Annotated in this window: 15 protein-coding genes; 6 read left to right on the top strand and 9 right to left on the bottom strand. The window is 71.7% G+C overall.

Annotation, left to right across the window (positions count from 1 at the left end; translation table 11 throughout):
- Positions 1 to 43: 43 nt before the first annotated feature.
- Complete coding sequence (locus K3888_RS05225) at positions 44 to 1,051, bottom strand: glycosyltransferase (RefSeq protein WP_230929189.1); 1,008 nt, start codon at positions 1,049 to 1,051, stop codon at positions 44 to 46.
- Between the two features lie 28 nt (positions 1,052 to 1,079).
- Positions 1,080 to 1,640: a type 1 glutamine amidotransferase domain-containing protein gene (locus K3888_RS05230; protein ID WP_230929190.1), complete on the bottom strand. Its 561-nt coding sequence runs from the start codon at positions 1,638 to 1,640 to the stop codon at positions 1,080 to 1,082.
- A gap of 85 nt (positions 1,641 to 1,725) precedes the next feature.
- Between K3888_RS05230 and K3888_RS05235 the strand changes: the two genes are divergently transcribed.
- Positions 1,726 to 2,451, top strand: a complete 726-nt coding sequence (locus tag K3888_RS05235; RefSeq protein WP_230929191.1) for an LmeA family phospholipid-binding protein — start codon at positions 1,726 to 1,728, stop codon at positions 2,449 to 2,451.
- On the opposite strand, the gene K3888_RS05240 is transcribed toward K3888_RS05235, so the two are convergent.
- A complete protein-coding gene (locus tag K3888_RS05240) occupies positions 2,448 to 4,004 on the bottom strand; it encodes an adenylate/guanylate cyclase domain-containing protein (protein ID WP_230929192.1) in 1,557 nt (518 codons plus the stop codon). The genes K3888_RS05235 and K3888_RS05240 overlap by 4 nt on opposite strands.
- 228 nt (positions 4,005 to 4,232) lie before the next feature.
- On the opposite strand from K3888_RS05240, the gene K3888_RS05245 reads away from it, so the two are divergent.
- The gene (locus tag K3888_RS05245) at positions 4,233 to 5,759 is read left to right on the top strand and encodes a DEAD/DEAH box helicase (protein ID WP_230929193.1); all 1,527 of its coding nucleotides are present in this window, start codon (positions 4,233 to 4,235) and stop codon (positions 5,757 to 5,759) included.
- Positions 5,760 to 5,797: 38 nt separating this feature from the next.
- Here K3888_RS05245 and K3888_RS05250 read toward each other — a convergent pair whose 3' ends face one another.
- The 3 genes from K3888_RS05250 to K3888_RS05260 form a co-directional block, all read right to left on the bottom strand.
- The gene (locus K3888_RS05250; protein WP_230929194.1) at positions 5,798 to 6,622 is read right to left on the bottom strand and encodes a thioesterase family protein; all 825 of its coding nucleotides are present in this window, start codon (positions 6,620 to 6,622) and stop codon (positions 5,798 to 5,800) included.
- Between the two features lie 24 nt (positions 6,623 to 6,646).
- Positions 6,647 to 7,852, bottom strand: a complete 1,206-nt coding sequence (locus K3888_RS05255) for a fatty acid desaturase family protein (RefSeq protein ID WP_230929195.1) — start codon at positions 7,850 to 7,852, stop codon at positions 6,647 to 6,649.
- 91 nt (positions 7,853 to 7,943) lie between these two features.
- On the bottom strand, positions 7,944 to 8,954 hold the full coding sequence (locus tag K3888_RS05260; protein ID WP_230929196.1) for an LLM class flavin-dependent oxidoreductase: 1,011 nt from the start codon (positions 8,952 to 8,954) through the stop codon (positions 7,944 to 7,946).
- A 69-nt stretch (positions 8,955 to 9,023) separates the two neighbouring features.
- Here K3888_RS05260 and thiM point away from each other — a divergent pair, with 69 nt between their 5' ends.
- The 4 genes from thiM to K3888_RS05280 all read left to right on the top strand — a co-directional run bounded on the left by thiM (position 9,024) and on the right by K3888_RS05280 (position 12,102).
- Entirely contained in the window at positions 9,024 to 9,884 is an 861-nt protein-coding gene (gene thiM / locus K3888_RS05265) for a hydroxyethylthiazole kinase (protein WP_230929197.1), read from the top strand.
- Positions 9,881 to 10,588 (top strand): thiamine phosphate synthase, encoded by a 708-nt coding sequence (thiE, locus tag K3888_RS05270; protein ID WP_230929198.1) that lies wholly within the window; start codon positions 9,881 to 9,883, stop codon positions 10,586 to 10,588. The genes thiM and thiE overlap by 4 nt, the downstream gene beginning before the upstream one ends.
- Before the next feature lie 133 nt (positions 10,589 to 10,721).
- The gene (locus K3888_RS05275; RefSeq protein ID WP_230929199.1) at positions 10,722 to 11,636 is read left to right on the top strand and encodes an LLM class flavin-dependent oxidoreductase; all 915 of its coding nucleotides are present in this window, start codon (positions 10,722 to 10,724) and stop codon (positions 11,634 to 11,636) included.
- Between the two features lie 94 nt (positions 11,637 to 11,730).
- Positions 11,731 to 12,102: a VOC family protein gene (locus tag K3888_RS05280; RefSeq protein WP_230929200.1), complete on the top strand. Its 372-nt coding sequence runs from the start codon at positions 11,731 to 11,733 to the stop codon at positions 12,100 to 12,102.
- Positions 12,103 to 12,109: 7 nt separating this feature from the next.
- On the opposite strand, the gene K3888_RS05285 is transcribed toward K3888_RS05280, so the two are convergent.
- The 3 genes from K3888_RS05285 to K3888_RS05295 form a co-directional block, all read right to left on the bottom strand.
- The gene (locus tag K3888_RS05285; protein ID WP_230929201.1) at positions 12,110 to 12,982 is read right to left on the bottom strand and encodes an AraC family transcriptional regulator; all 873 of its coding nucleotides are present in this window, start codon (positions 12,980 to 12,982) and stop codon (positions 12,110 to 12,112) included.
- Between the two features lie 67 nt (positions 12,983 to 13,049).
- Positions 13,050 to 14,021 carry a sigma-70 family RNA polymerase sigma factor gene (locus tag K3888_RS05290; protein WP_230929202.1) on the bottom strand — a complete coding sequence of 324 codons (972 nt, stop codon included), beginning with the start codon at positions 14,019 to 14,021 and terminating at the stop codon, positions 13,050 to 13,052.
- On the bottom strand, positions 13,931 to 14,440 hold the full coding sequence (locus K3888_RS05295; protein WP_230929203.1) for a carboxymuconolactone decarboxylase family protein: 510 nt from the start codon (positions 14,438 to 14,440) through the stop codon (positions 13,931 to 13,933). The genes K3888_RS05290 and K3888_RS05295 overlap by 91 nt, the downstream gene beginning before the upstream one ends.
- Positions 14,441 to 14,521: the final 81 nt, after the last annotated feature.

Genomic DNA, 14,521 nt, shown 5'->3' on the forward strand with positions numbered 1-14,521 from the left:
GGCGAAAGTGAGAATAGACCAATCTGCTCAGGAGGCGGTGCGATCAGTGCGTGACGGCGGTCCTCGTGGTCGTCGTCGTCGTCGACCTGATGACCTCTGCGGCGCGCGAGGCCGCGCCGTCCACTCCCCACCTGTCGCGGATCCCCCCGGACGCCTGATCCAGGGAGCGCGCCACCTGGTCGCACACCGCATGCGCTACAGCTGTAGGGCCGTCGCCGTAGCGCAGCACGGCCGCCCCGTCGAACGCCCCGAGTGCGTCGGCGGTGGCGTCCTGCTCGCCGTATTCGTGACGACGCGGGACCACCACCATCGGCACGTTGGAGCAGGCCGCGTCCGCGACAGACGCCTGTCCCGCGCATGTCACCACTACATCTGCAGAGGTGAGCTCGTCCCACGGGTCCTCGCGCCACACGCCGTCCGGGCCGCCCACCTCGACCCACTCGGCGACGCCCAGTCGCTGCGCCGTGGAGCGCACCGCCCGCCAGAAGCGATGGTCACCGCTCGGGCCGGCACTGTTGAGATGGACCACCCGGGGTCGACGACGACGAGGATGCTGCTCCCGGTCGCGCCGCTCGAACCGGGAGATCCCCCCGACCTCACGCACCCGTCCCCGCGTGCCCGCGACGGTCGCCGGATGCACGCCCGGCGGCCAGGCCGCCAGCAGCGTCTCGGCGGCGCGGCACCGTAGTACATGCGGCTCGTCGTCACGTAGGCCCGGCGGCAGCGTGCTCACCACTGGCGTCCCGGTCATGCGTGCGGCCAACGACATGGCGGGGGGGCCGTCCACCCAGACCGTCCTGGGGCGCATCCGGTCGATCCAGGTCACGGCGGCGCGGCGGGCGGACAGATCGATGTCGTCGGGGTCCGGCCCGACCTCTGATCGGGTCGCGGGCAGGTGAACCACACTGGAACCGCGCGGCCGGGTCCGCTCGTCGAACGGGCCGGCCAGCAGCATCGTCACCTCTTCCCCGCTGTCCCGGAGAGCGGCGACGACCGGCAGCACCCGGTTCAGGTGTCCCCGCCCACGATTGTGGACATAGACGCCGATCATCGAAAAGGCCCCCTCGCTGGTCCCTTGCCTAGTCTGCGCCCCGGATCGCGCCGAGGAGGGCGTCGCAGAACGCCGGGAGGTCGTCGGGATTGCGGCTGGTGGAGATGCCGTCGTCGGTCACGAGTTCGGCGTCGACCCACTCGGCGCCCGCGTTGGTCAGGTCGGTGCGCAGGCTCGGGTACGAGGTGATGCGGCGGCCGCGGACGACGTCGGCCTCGATGAGCACCCACGGCGCGTGGCAGATCGCGAGCACCGGCTTGCCGGCCTCGACCATCTCGCGGACGAGGGTCAGGGCGTGCTGGTCCTGCCGCAGCGCGTCCGGGTTGGCCACTCCGCCGGGCAGGACCAGGACGTCGAACTCCGCGGCGGAGACGTCGGCGGTCGTGCGGTCCACGGGGTGGGTGCCGGCTGGGCTGAGATGGTCGACGAGGCCGACCTCCCCGTCGTCGGTGCTCACCAGCACGGCCGTGTGGCCGGCGTCGGTGACGGCCTCCCACGGCTCGGTGAGTTCGACGCGCTCCACGCCTTCACCGGCGACGAGGAAGGCGACGGTACGGGTCTCGGTGGTTGCTTCCTGTGTCTCGGTCATGCCCCGAGGGTGCGGGCGGCGGGATCGTATCGCAACCGGACGACGACGGGTGGACCCCGGCGCGCGGGTCCGGCACGATACCGGCATGGGACGTGGAGCGCGGACGGGACGAGGCAACCGGGGCGGCGGGCGTGGCTGCGGCTGCTCGTTGATCCTGCTGGTGTTGGTGCTGGTCGGACTGGTGGCGGCCGCCGAGTTCGGCGCGCGGTGGTACCTGGCGGACCGCGCCGAGCGGGAGGTGTCGGCCCGGATCGACGCGCCGACGGACGTGTCCTTCGGCCGGGGGCTGCTGTTGTGGGAGCTGATCAGCTCCCGTGCCGCGGGGGAGGTCCACCTGACCTCGCCAGGCTCCGACACCGTGCCGCAGCTCGACGTGACCGCCCACTCGGTGACGCTCGTCGACGGCGCGCTGCACGCGCAGACCATTGACGGCACCGCCGTGCTCGACGAGCAGCAGATGGTGGCAGCCGCGGCTCAGGGCGGCCCGGAGGGCTCACCGATCGCGGGGCTGACCGAGGTGCGTTCGGTGCGACCCGACGCGACGGCGGGTCTCCTGCGCGCGGACCTCGGTGGAATCGCCGAAGTCGGGGTGGCGCCCAGCGTCACCGACGGGCGCCTCACGCTGCGGCCCGAGCAGACCGCGCTGCTGGGCTTCCCGCTGCCGGACGGCCTGTTCTCCGGCATCACCACGGTGGTCGACTCGGCGGTCGCGGATCTGCCACAGGGCGTCGTGATCGAGGGCACCCGGGTCGTGCCCGAGGGGCTCGAGGTGAGCCTCGGCGGACGAGACGTGGTCCTGCAGACGAACTAGGCGGTTCGCGGAACGCAGAGCTCGGTCGGCTCGTCGCGGCCCCGGACCACCTCGGAGCCCGTGGACTCCCAGCGGCGCGCCTCGGCGGGGTCGGAGGCGGAGACGGCGGCGCCGGAGGCCAGGACCAGCCCGTCGCGGTCCTTGGCCAGGTCGCACAGGCGCGAGGCCTCGTTGACCGCGTCGCCGATCACGGTGTACTCGAAGCGGTCGTCGGAGCCCACGTAGCCGGCCACCACGTCGCCGTAGGAGGCACCGATGCCGGCCCGGCAGCCCGGGACCCGCTCGGGGAGCCGCTCGGCCAGCGTGCGGGCGCACGCCACCGTGGCCGTTGCCGGGTCCGCCATCGATCTGGGCGCGCCGAACACCACGAGCGCGGCATCGCCGAGGAAGCTGTCGACGATGCCGTCGTACTCCTCCACGGTCTCCACCACCACGGCGAAGAACCGGTTGAGCACGTCGACCACCGCCGCCGCCTCGGACCGGGTGGCCATCTCGGTCGAGCCGATGAGGTCCACGAACACCACCCCGACGCGGGAGTCGCGCCCGCCCAGCTCGGGGTCGTGCAGCTCGGCGGCCTCGGCCACCTCCCGCCCCACGTGGCGGCCGAAGAGATCGCGCAGCCGCTCGCGCTCCTGCAGCCCGGCGGCCATCTGGTTGAAGCCGCGCTGCAGTTCGCCGAGCTCGGTGCCGTCGTACACCACGACGCGCCGCGACAGGCGTCCCGCGGTGACATCCTCCATCGCCCAGCGCACGCTGCGCAGCGGGCCGAGCATCGAGCCCGTCGACAGGGAGACCAGCAGGAATCCGGCCAGGAGGGAGGTGGCGGACAGGACGATGATGACGACGACGAGGCGTTCCAACGTGAGTGCCCGACCGGCCAGTGTGTAGATCGCCACGATGATCAGACCCGCGATCGGCACGCCGCTGCCCAGGGCCCACGCCACCCGGACCCGCGTCATGGCCCCGAGGAAGCGGGCCCGCGGCGCCGTTCCCGTGGACAGCGCGACCGCGGCGACCGGGCGGAGCCCGAAGTCGGTGAACAGGAACGCCGCACCGCACACGACCATCCCGGAGAAGACGATGGTGAAGCCCACCACCGGGATCGCCGCCGGGTCGATCACGCCGAAGGCCGTGGTGATGAGCGCGGCGCCGAGGATCCACAGGAAGCCCTGGATGAGCGTCACCCGTCCGGGCAGGCGCAGTGTCCGGGCCCGCTCGCGGTCGGTGGGGTCGCGGCCGTCGAGGAACCAGCGCACCCGGCGGAAGACCACCGCGCGCACCCATACCAGGCCGAGGACCGTCGCCAGCCCCACGTAGACGGGCACGATCACCGCGTTGGGCCACAGGAACCGCGAGGACAGCAGGTGGGGCCCGGGCAGCACGAACAGGATGAGGACCGCCGCGACCGCGATGCCGACCAGGTTCGAGCCCAGCAGCGTCAGGACCAGCAGGATCCGGACCCGGAGCGAGCGTAGACGGGCGGACTCGCGTTCGCGTCCGAGCAGCACCGAACCCAACTCCGGGCGGCGCAGCAGGGACAGGTCGAGGCGCATGATGACTCATCGTGCCACCGCGCGGCACGCGAGGCGACGGTCTCGTGATGCTCTCCGTCACACATGTGGGAAGCGGGGGCGCGCGACGAGTAGGGTGTGGGCAGTCGGTCCGCACCACGCTTGCCTCGGACCGAGCGGCTGGTCGACCTCCCGTGGTCGCGCACCGGGCGCATCCGTCGATACGGCGGTGCGACATCCGCGAGCGCGCCGGGCAAGACGCCCCCATCTATGTACGGAGCTTTCTCCTTGTCACGTTCTTTCGCCGATCTCGGCGTTCCCTCCCCCCTGCTCGACGTCCTCGGCGGCGCCGGCATCGTCACCCCTACGCCCATCCAGGACGCCACGCTCCCCGACGCACTAGCCGGGCGGGACGTGCTGGGCCGCGGCCGCACCGGCTCCGGCAAGACCTACGCGTTCTGCATCCCACTGGTGGCCCGCCTGGCCGCCTCCGGCGGTAAGCGCAAGAAGGGCGCCCCGCGCGGGCTGATCCTCGCGCCCACCCGCGAGCTGGCCCGCCAGATCGACGAGACGCTCGCCCCGCTGGCCGCCGCGATGGGCATGCGCACGACCGTGATCTTCGGCGGCGTCTCGCAGGGCCGTCAGGTCGATGCGCTCAACCGCGGCGTGGACATCGTCGTGGCCTGCCCCGGCCGGCTCGAGGATCTCATGGGGCAGAAGCACTGCAGCCTGGCGTCGACCGAGGTCACCGTCCTCGACGAGGCCGACCACATGGCCGACCTCGGCTTCCTGCCGGGCGTCACCCGCATCCTGTCGGCCACCCCGAAGGGTGCCCAGCGGCTGCTGTTCTCCGCGACCCTCGACGAGGGCGTGAGCAAGCTCGTCGACCGGTTCCTGGTGGACCCGGTCGACCATTCCGTCGACGACGGCTCCGCCACCCCCGGGCCGACCTCCCACTACGTGCTGCGCGTGACCTCAGACGACCGTGTCCGTGCCCTGGCCGACCTGGCCGGCGCCCACGAGCGGACCGTCATGTTCACCCGCACCAAGCACGGCGCCCGGCGGCTGGCCAAGCAGCTCACCGGCCGCGGCGTGGCGAGCGTGGACCTGCACGGCAACCTCTCGCAGAACGCCCGCGTGCGTAACCTCGACGCCTTCTCCTCCGGTGAGGCGACCGTGCTCGTGGCCACCGACATCGCCGCGCGCGGCATCCACGTCGACGACGTGGGGCTGGTCGTCCACTCCGATCCGCCGGCCGAGCACAAGGCGTACGTCCACCGCTCGGGCCGCACGGCCCGCGCCGGCGCCGTGGGCACCGTCGTGACCGTGGCGACCCAGGACCAGGTCGGCGAGGTGCGCGGCCTGCTGCGCGCTGCCGGTGTGACCGCCGGGGAGATCGTCCTACCCGAGGGTGACGACGCCGGCGTCGCGCTCGCCGACGCTCCCGAGCCGCCCCCGCACGTGCCGGGTGGCGCCGGTGGTGCCGACAGCGCGGCCGAGCCGCCGTCCCGCCGGAACCAGGCCCGGCGCAGCCGTGGCCAGAACCGGCAGCAGCAGGGCGGGGAGCGCGGCCAGGGCCGCGATCAGAATTCAGGCGGGCCGGGCGGTACGGGTGGCGCTCGTCGTCGTCCTCGTCGTCCCCAGAACGGCGGCGGCCAGGGATCGGCACGTCAGGGCTCGGGCCGTCAGGGTTCCGGCGCGCAGCAGTCCGTCGGCCAGGCCTCGGGCCAGGGCCGCGGTGGCGCCGGCGGCGGTTCAGGCAGCGGACGTCGTCGCTCCACGCGCGCGGCGGGCTGAGCCTGCGGATCGCGTGTGGTCCGCGGCTACCGCGGCCGTCAGCCGAAGATCGTGATGGACTGACGGCTGATCGCGGCGAGCTCGCCGCCGGGCAACCAGAGCATCGCGTGCGTGTGCGCGTAACCGTCGCGGGCCGAGTCGGTCGTGGCGCGGTAGGCGAAATCGGTGGTGCCGGGGACGGACTGCGGGCCGATCTCGGCGATCAGCTCGAGGGTCCAGGTGAGACTGCTGCCGGGCGCGAAGCCGTCGAGCATCTGCAGGGGCGCCGGCGGCCAGGCGTCGGCGAGCAGTACCAGATGCTCCTCGGCGAGGTGCTGCGGCTTCTCGCGCAGACCGGTCCAACCGGAGATGTCATGACTGTCCGAGCCGCTGAACGGCATCTGGCCGCCGACCTGGCGTAGCTCGACAAACTGGTAGAACTCGGGCGTGAGCTTCTCGATGTAGGGGAACGCCTCGATCGACGAGGGCTCGGGCAGCGTCGGGGCCCCATGCGTCGGTGCGACCGACAGCGCCGACTCGCGGTGCTTGCCGAACGCCGCCAGCGCGGTGGCCACCACCTCGCCGGACTGGCGCAGCGTGGCCTGGCACTGGGTCACGTTCGAGCCGACGCGCAGGACCTCGGCCGCCAAGTCGACCGGGCCGGGCGTGGCGGGGCCGACGAAGGACACGGTGATCGATCGCAGCGGCGGCACGGTGTCGGGCTTACCGGTGGTGGCGGACAGCTCGGCGATCCGGCCCTTCATCGCCGCCAGCAGCAGCGCCCCCGTGAGACCCCCGAAGATGGCCCGGCCCTGGGTCCAACCGGACTCGACCTCGATCGTCCCGCCGTGAGCGGCGGCCTCCAACATGCTCGTCAGCGACATGCGGCCCAGTCTGCCAGTGCCGACTCAGCGCGCCGCTCGGGCCCGTCGTTTACGCAGACCGGCGAGCGCCGTGGCCAGGCCCGGCATGGGCGGCCCCGGGGCGAACATCTTCTCGCTGCGGGTTTCCGGGGCGTCGTCGGCGGTGCGGCGCAGGTAGCGGTCCGGCAGGGACAGTCGCGCGATGGTCCGCCACGCCTGCAGGTACTGCTTCCACAGCGGGCCGGTCACGTACGGCAGGTCGTAGCGCTCGCACAGGTCGCGGACCTTGAGCGAGATCTCCGAGTACCGGTTGGACGGCAGGTCGGGGAACATGTGGTGTTCGATCTGGAACGACAGGTTGCCCGACATGAGGTTCATGACCGGGCCGCCGTCGAGGTTGGCGCTGCCGAGCATCTGGCGCAGGTACCACTCCGCCCGGGTCTCGGTCTCTACATCTGTCAAGGTGAACTTCTCGGCACCGTCCGGGAAGTGCCCGCAGAAGATCACCGCGTTGGTCCAGATGTTGCGAATGATGTTGGCGGTGACCGCCGCGGTGAGGGCCTGGCGGCCGCCCGGCCCGGCGAGGACGGGAAAGAGGATGTAGTCCTTGAGGATCTGCTTGCCGGCCTTCACGATGAAGCGGCGGGCGCGGCGCCGCTCCTCCGGGGCTTCGGTCGAGCCCGGCAACGCGGCGCTCAGACTCACCGCCTGCAGCCCTATGCCCCATTCGAAGCCCGCCATGAGAAGGGTGTTGACCAGCACGTTCGCGGAGTACCGCGGCTTCCACGGCACGTCGCGGGTGACGCGGAGGACGCCGTATCCCACGTCGTCGTCCATCCCGATGATGTTGGTGAACTTGTGGTGCAGGTGGTTGTGGGTGTGCTTCCAGTCGGCCGCGTTGCCGACGAGGTCCCATTCCCAGGTGGTCGAGTGGATCTCGGGGTCGTTCATCCAGTCCCACTGGCCGTGCATGATGTTGTGGCCGAGTTCCATGTTCTCGAGGATCTTGGCCACCGCCAGCACGCCGGTGCCCAGCGCCCACACGGTCCGATTCCGGGCCCCGAAGTACAGCAGCGCGCGCGAGGAGATCTCCAGCCCGCGCTGCAACCGGATGATGCTGTGGATGTACCGGTAGTCGCGATCCCCGCGGGATTCCAGGACCTCGGCGCGGATCGCGTCGAGCTCCCGTCCCAACTCCTCGATCTGTGCCTGATCGAGGTGGGCGTACTCACCTACTTCGGAGATCGCCATGACCTGAGCCTAAGCCTCCCCGGAGTCCACGGCTACTGCTATGGCCTCTGGGTGGGGCCGTTCGTGACGACCCTCACGCGGGCGGGCCACTTCAGTCACTCCAGGCCCGCCGCAGCACCTCGAGCGAGCCGTGCGCACGCTCGGGCGACGAGCCGATCGGGGCGATCATCAACTCGTCGGCGCCCGCGCGGTGCGCGAACTCGGTGAGGTAATCGCGCACAGTCGCGCCGTCGCCGCACGCGGTGTAGCTGATCATGTGGAGGATCTGGCGGCCGCCGGCCGACTCCATGACCATGTCGAGTTCCTCGTCGGTGAAGTTGCGACCCCGCCCGGCCATGAGCTTGACCCGCTGGCGGCGGTACCAGTACAGCTCCTGCTCGGCCCGCGCGGCGTCGTCGTCGGCAACTACATTGACCGCGGCGATCATGTACGGCTCCGACAGCTGCTCGCTGGGCTGGAACCGCTCACGGTAGACCGCGGACGCCTGTTCCAGGGCGTCCGGCGCGAAGTGCGAGGCGAAGGCGTACGGCAGCCCGTACGCCGCGGCGAGCTGGGCGCCGAACAGCGAGGACCCGAGGATGTAGAGGGGCACCTTGGTGCCGCGGCCGGGCACCGCCACGATCCCGCGCGTGCGGGCCATGTCGCTGGGCGAGTCGCCGAGGAAGGCCTGCAGTTCGCGCACGTCGTCGGGGAAGGTCTCGGCGGCGGACGGCTCCCGGCGCAGTGCGCGCAGGGTCTGCGGATCGGTGCCGGGCGCGCGGCCCAGGCCCAGGTCGATGCGGCCCGGGTGCAGCTCGGCGAGGGTGCCGAACTGCTCGGCGATCACGATCGGCGAGTGGTTGGGCAGCATCACGCCGCCGGAGCCCAGTCGGATGATCGAGGTCCGCGCGGCGATGTGCGCCATGAGCACCGCCGGCGCGGAGGAGGCGATCGACGGCATGTTGTGGTGCTCGGAGTACCAGACCCGCTCGTAGCCGAGCTCCTCCGCCTTCTGCGCCAGCGCGACCGAGTCCTGCAGCCCCTCCCCGACGGTCTGCCCGGGGCGGACGGACGCGAAGTCGATGACGGACAGGGGCAGGGCGCGGAAGTCAGAGGCGGGCATACCCCGTGCAACCCGCCCCCTCGGCCGGCTATTCCGGGGAGCGGTGGTGCCGCACGGCACACTGGGGGCATGCCTGATGCAACCGAGCAGAGCCCCGCCGATCCCGCCGCCACGGTCGCCCGTCTGGTGACGCTGCTGCGGGAGTCGAGTCCGCTGGTGCACTGCCTGACCAACTCGGTGGTCCGCGAGATCACGGCCGACGTGCTGCTCGCGGCGGGTGCGGCTCCGGCCATGGTCGACCACCCGGCCGAGGCCGGCGACTTCGCGTCGATCGCCTCGGGCGTGCTCGTCAACGTCGGCAACCCGACGAGCGAGCAGATCAAGGGCATGCACGCGGCCATCGCGTCGGCGCGCGAGCACTCCACGCCGTGGGTGCTGGACCCGGTCGCGGTGGGCGGCCTGACGCTGCGCACGGACCTGGCCACCGGCTGGCTCGACCACTCCCCCGCGGCCATCCGGGCCAACGCCTCGGAGATCGTGGCGCTGGCCGGGGCGGGCGCGGGCGGCCGCGGCGTGGATTCCACCGCCACCGTCTCCAGCGCGCTGCTGCCGGCGCTCGAGTTGTCCGCCCGCACGGGCGGCACTGTCGCGATCTCGGGCGACAGGGATCTCGTCATCACCCAGACCGACGGGCCCACCCGGGCGACGTGGATCGACTCCGGCCATCCGCTGCTGCAGAAGGTCATCGGCACCGGCTGCGCGCTGGGCGCGTTGACGGCCGGCTATCTCGCGGTCGCGCGCTCGGCGGACATCTCCGATCACGACGCCGTGGTGGCCGCCCACGCCCACATCGGCGCGGCGGGCACGGCCGCGGGCACTGTGGCGATGGGGCCGGGCTCGTTCGCGATGGCGTGGCTGGACGCGTTGTACTCGCTGGAGCCGGAGCAGATCGCCGAGCTCGCGGTGCTGACGATCGCCGATGCCGAGTGAGCCCGCCGGCCGCGCGCCGCCGCGCCGCCGAGGCGACCGACTGGCGCCTGTACCTGGTCACCGATCCGCATCTGGGCGGCGGGCGGGACGCGGTGCCACAGATCGTCGCCGACGCGGTGCTGGGCGGGGTGGGCGTGGTCCAGGTGCGAGATAAGGAGTGTGACGACGACGAGTTCGCCGCCCACGCCGCCGCCATCGCCGCGGCGGCGGATCGCGCCGCGTCCGAGGTGGGTCGCCACGTTCCGGTGTTCGTCAACGATCGGCTCGAGGTGGCGCGCGAGCTGGGCCTGCACCTGCACATCGGTCAGCGGGACGAGCCGTTGGCGCGGGCCCGGGCGGCGCTGCCGGGCGAGCTGATGCTGGGCTTGTCGATCGAATCGGATGTGCAGTTGGTCGAGTCGCTCGCCGATCCGTCGGTGGCCCCGGACGTGATCGGGGTGAGCCCGGTGTGGTCGACCGCCACCAAGACCGACACCGCCCCTGCGCTGGGCGTGCAGGGCGCGGACCGGATCGCGCGGGTGGCCGCGGACGCCGGGGTGCGGTCGGTGGGCATCGGCGGGGTGGGGCCGGCCAACGTCGCAGATCTCGCGACCACCGCGCTGGACGGGGTGTGCGTGGTCTCGGCCATCATGGCCGCCCCGGACCCGCGCGCGGCCGCCGCGGATCTGCTCTCCCGCTGGGAGACCGGCCGCGGAACCCGCTGACCTGCGGTGCCCTGAACGGGATGAGCAGGGCACCGCAGGTCAGGGGCCCTGCCCATCAGGCGGCCGGCCCAGGCGGTGAGCGGGACGCGCGAATCGCAGCCGCCCCACCGACGGCACCCGTAGGTTCGGCCCTATGCAGACACCGTCGCCGACAGACCTTCCCGACGAGCCGTTGCCGATCCTGTTCGGCGCGAACATCGACCCGCTGTGGACCGAGGGCGCCGATCCGGTGGGCCGGGCGCTGGACGCCGAGAACGCCGGGTTCGACTTCGTCACCATTCAGGATCACCCGTACCAGCAGCGGTTCCACGACACGTGGACGCTGCTGACGTTCATCGCGGCCCGGACCGAGCGCCTCACCGTGGTGCCGACCGTGGCGTGCCTGCCACTGCGGCCGCCGGCGATGCTGGCCAAATCCGCGTCGAGTCTCGACAAGCTCACCGGCGGGCGCGTGCAGCTGGGACTCGGTGCAGGCGCGTTCTGGACGGCGATCGCCGCGATGGGCGGGCCCGAGCGTTCGCCCAGGGAGGCGGCGGATGCGTTGACGGAGGCGGTCGACGTGATCCACGCGATGTGGTCCGGCCAACGCTCGGTGAAGGTACCGGGCGAGTACTACCGCCTCGACGGCAGCAAACCCGGCCCGCCACCGAGTGGGGATCTCGGGATCTGGACGGGCGCCTACGGGCCGCGGATGCTGCGGCTGACCGGGGCGAAGGCCCGCGGCTGGATGCCCTCGCTGGGATTCCTGCCGGTGGACGAGCTTCCGGCGGTGGTGGCCCGCCTGGACGAGGCGGCACGGGAGGCCGGCCGGGATCCTTCGCGAATCCGGAAGGTGTACAACCTCAACGGCATGATCGGCGCCGAGTCCGGGACGCCGTTCGCGGGTTCGGCCGCGCAGTGGGCGGATCAGATCGCCGGGTTGGTGTCCGAGCAGGGCATGAACGGCTTCGCCTATTGGCCCGACGACGACCACGACCGTCAACTCGCGATCTTCGCCGACGAGGTGGTGCCGCGGGTGCGGGAGTTGCTGCCGTCAGACCGGCCCTGACCCGGATCCTCACTCCGTAAGTGGCCGTGGGCCTTCCTTGTTCCCTTTTCGGATTCGAGCGAGTCCCGACCCGGCTCAGCGTATTTTCGAGGTTATGAGCCGTAAGCCACTCGAGATCACCCTGGTCGAGTTCCCCAGCACGTCCATGTCCGCCACCTCCGACTTCCTGGAGAAGGTGTGCGGGTGGACGCCCACCGTGTACGGGCCGTCGTACAGCAATCTGGTCGGCGGCGGGATCGACGTGGGGGTGCAGGGCGACGCCCACGAACAGTCTCCGGCGCCGCTCATGGTGATCCGGGTGAGCGACCTCGACGAGGCCCGCGAGCAGGTCGAGGCCGCAGGCGGCGTGGTGACGTTCGGCCCGTTCGATTTTCCCGGCGGCCGGCGCTTTCACTTCCGCGAGCCCGGCGGGAACGAGATGGCGATGTGGGTGGCGGTGACGCGACCCGACCCGCCGACCGAGTAGGGCCCGCTCACCGCTGTTCACGTTCGACCGGCAACCACAGTTCGCACGTGGCCGTGCTGAAGTCGTCGGCATGCTCGAGCACGGTGAGGATCGACGGCCCGGGCCGCAGGCGCCACGGATTGGACGGGAACCACTCCGTGGCGGTGGCCGCCCACATCCGCTGCAGCGCGGCGGGGTGCTCGCCTGAGGAGCGGAATACCGCCCAGGTGCCCTCAGGCACGTCGATGGAGTCGAGGTCGGTGGGGATCGGGGTGTCGACGACGACGGCGACGCCGTGCAGATACGTGAGTTCGGCTCCTTCCGTGTAGTCGGGATCGACGTCGGCACTGACCTGCAGGATGCCGCCGGGTTCGGTGTCGGCGAGTTCTTTGAGTCGAGCGTGTTCTGCGGGCGGGATCGACTCGACGTGTGCGCGGATGTGCGGGTTCACGCCCTCGTGAATGAGTGGCACGCGGGCGGCATGGCCGATCAGGCGGAAGGCGTGGTGGTCGATGATGCGGGCGTCCATGGGGATGCTCCCTTCAACGGTCAGGCGGAACCTGAGTACGGGTTGGCTGCGAAGGGGGCCGCCGTCCCGGCGGACCGCACCGTGGCTGACGCCGTGGACGGCGCGGAACGCCCGGCCGAACGCCTCTATCGAGCCGTAGCCGTAGCGGACCGCGATAGTGAGCAGATCCTCCTCGCCCATCACGTCCGCCGTTGCGACGGTCATCCGGCGTCTGCGCAGATACTCGGAGACGGGCATCCCCGCCAGGGACGAGAACATGCGGCGCAGGTGATAGCCAGTGGTCCCGGACGCGGTGGCGATCGCCTCCACGTCGAGTTCGCCGGCCAGGTTGTCCTCGATCTCGTCGACGAGGCGGTTGAGGATCTCGATCACGTGTGACTCCCTTCGCCGTCGACTCTGCTCGGAATCGGTCCGGGGCGCCCGACTTCTCCGGACCGGTTCAGTCGGCCGGACGGAACCCCTCCGGCAGCTCCACGCGGGTGAGCTTGTCCGGGTTGGCGTGGAACCAGACCCGCGTGACCCGGCCGTCCGTCGCACCGACCTGACCGATCCGCAGGACGCCCCGCGAGAACACGACCAGCGCCGTCTCCCCGTTGACGTCGACGGGCGCGATCATGCCGTCGGCGAGCTCGGCGGCCTTGACCAGGAAGTATGCGGTCTTGCGCGCGCCCACGATGTCGCGGCGGGCGGCATTGACCTTGCCGTCGCTGTCCGAGACCACACGGGCGTCAGCGGTGAGCGCGGCGATGGTCGCGGTCAGGTCTCCTGACATGACGGCATCGACCAGCTGGCCGATGAGCTCGTCCGAGGCCCGCTCGGGCGGACGGAGGTCGGTGTCGAGCCGGTGCCGGGCCCGGCTCACCCACTGGCGGACAGTCGGCACGGCGGTCTCGAGGATCTCCGCGATCTCGGAGTACGGCAGCTCGTAGGCCTCCCGCAGGACGAACGCCGCCCGCTCGGTGGGCACCAGTTGCTCGTAGGCCAACAGGACCGCGATCCGCAGATCGTCCCGGCGCTCGACCGCGTCCTCGGGCAGCAGCCCGGTGTCGACGGGCTCCGGCAGCCACGCGCCCGTGTAGGCCTCACGCTGACGACGGCGCAGCCGGTCCAGGCACAGTCGCGTGGTGACGGTGGTCAGCCAGGCCTCGGCGTTGTCCGGGGCCCCACCGCCCGGCATATCCCCGGAGCCCAGCGCGACCAGCCGGGCCAGGGCCTCGTCGGCGGCCTCCTCCGCGTCCGCCCACGTGCCGGTGAGGCGATACCCGATCCCGAGCAGCCGGCCCCGCACGCGGTCGAACGCGGCTTGGTCGGGCAGCGCGGTCAGCTCGGGCGCACGGGATCGATGTCGCGCTCCTCGACGCCCTTCAGCGAGCGCGGGTCCAGCCTCGTGGCCACGGCGATCCGATTCCATGCGTTGATGGTGACGATCTCCATGAGCAGCTGTCCAGCCCCGGATTCCCCGCGGTGCCGGACGACCTCGGCCCAGAGCTCGTCCGGGACGGATTCCTCGCCGTCGATGTAGGTGACGGCGTCGGCGAACCGTGCCACCACCCGCTGGTCCTCGGCCAGGTCGTCCGCGCGGGAGCTCGTGAGTTCGGCCGCGAGGATCCGCGCGTCGTCCCAGCCGTCCTTGCGGGCGTCGCGGCGGTGCATGGCCGTGCAGTAGCGGCAGCCATTGACCGCCGAGACCCGGAGCCTGATGAGGTGACTGTCCGCCCGCGAGACGCGGGCCCTCGTGTAGGCCTCCATCGCCACCATGGGCGCCATCGCACCCGCGCTGATCTTCTTGCGCTTCATCCCGCCTTGCGGGCTGCTCTCGTGTGTACTCATATCCCTTCGACGCACGAGCGCCCCGAAACGTGACAGTCGCGCACCGGGGTGAGGGCTGTGGGCGCGGCTACGCTGGGAATC

The organism is Dietzia aurantiaca (assembly GCF_021033825.1).
GTDB classification, from domain to species: Bacteria; Actinomycetota; Actinomycetes; order Mycobacteriales; family Mycobacteriaceae; genus Dietzia; species Dietzia aurantiaca.

Bases quoted from the DNA above. Each gene is read 5' to 3' on its own strand.
- K3888_RS05275 (WP_230929199.1), top strand. From the start codon at position 10,722: ATGCAGACACCGTCGCCGACAGACCTTCCCGACGAGCCGTTGCCGATC.
- K3888_RS05240 (WP_230929192.1), bottom strand. From the start codon at position 4,004: ATGCGCCTCGACCTGTCCCTGCTGCGCCGCCCGGAGTTGGGTTCGGTG.
- K3888_RS05260 (WP_230929196.1), bottom strand. From the start codon at position 8,954: ATGCCCGCCTCTGACTTCCGCGCCCTGCCCCTGTCCGTCATCGACTTC.
- K3888_RS05230 (WP_230929190.1), bottom strand. From the start codon at position 1,640: ATGACCGAGACACAGGAAGCAACCACCGAGACCCGTACCGTCGCCTTC.
- K3888_RS05235 (WP_230929191.1), top strand. From the start codon at position 1,726: ATGGGACGTGGAGCGCGGACGGGACGAGGCAACCGGGGCGGCGGGCGT.
- K3888_RS05225 (WP_230929189.1), bottom strand. From the start codon at position 1,051: ATGATCGGCGTCTATGTCCACAATCGTGGGCGGGGACACCTGAACCGG.
- thiM (WP_230929197.1), top strand. From the start codon at position 9,024: ATGCCTGATGCAACCGAGCAGAGCCCCGCCGATCCCGCCGCCACGGTC.
- K3888_RS05295 (WP_230929203.1), bottom strand. From the start codon at position 14,440: ATGAGTACACACGAGAGCAGCCCGCAAGGCGGGATGAAGCGCAAGAAG.
- K3888_RS05290 (WP_230929202.1), bottom strand. From the start codon at position 14,021: ATGGAATCGGATCGCCGTGGCCACGAGGCTGGACCCGCGCTCGCTGAA.
- K3888_RS05255 (WP_230929195.1), bottom strand. From the start codon at position 7,852: ATGGCGATCTCCGAAGTAGGTGAGTACGCCCACCTCGATCAGGCACAG.
- K3888_RS05245 (WP_230929193.1), top strand. From the start codon at position 4,233: ATGTACGGAGCTTTCTCCTTGTCACGTTCTTTCGCCGATCTCGGCGTT.
- K3888_RS05250 (WP_230929194.1), bottom strand. From the start codon at position 6,622: ATGTCGCTGACGAGCATGTTGGAGGCCGCCGCTCACGGCGGGACGATC.
- K3888_RS05280 (WP_230929200.1), top strand. From the start codon at position 11,731: ATGAGCCGTAAGCCACTCGAGATCACCCTGGTCGAGTTCCCCAGCACG.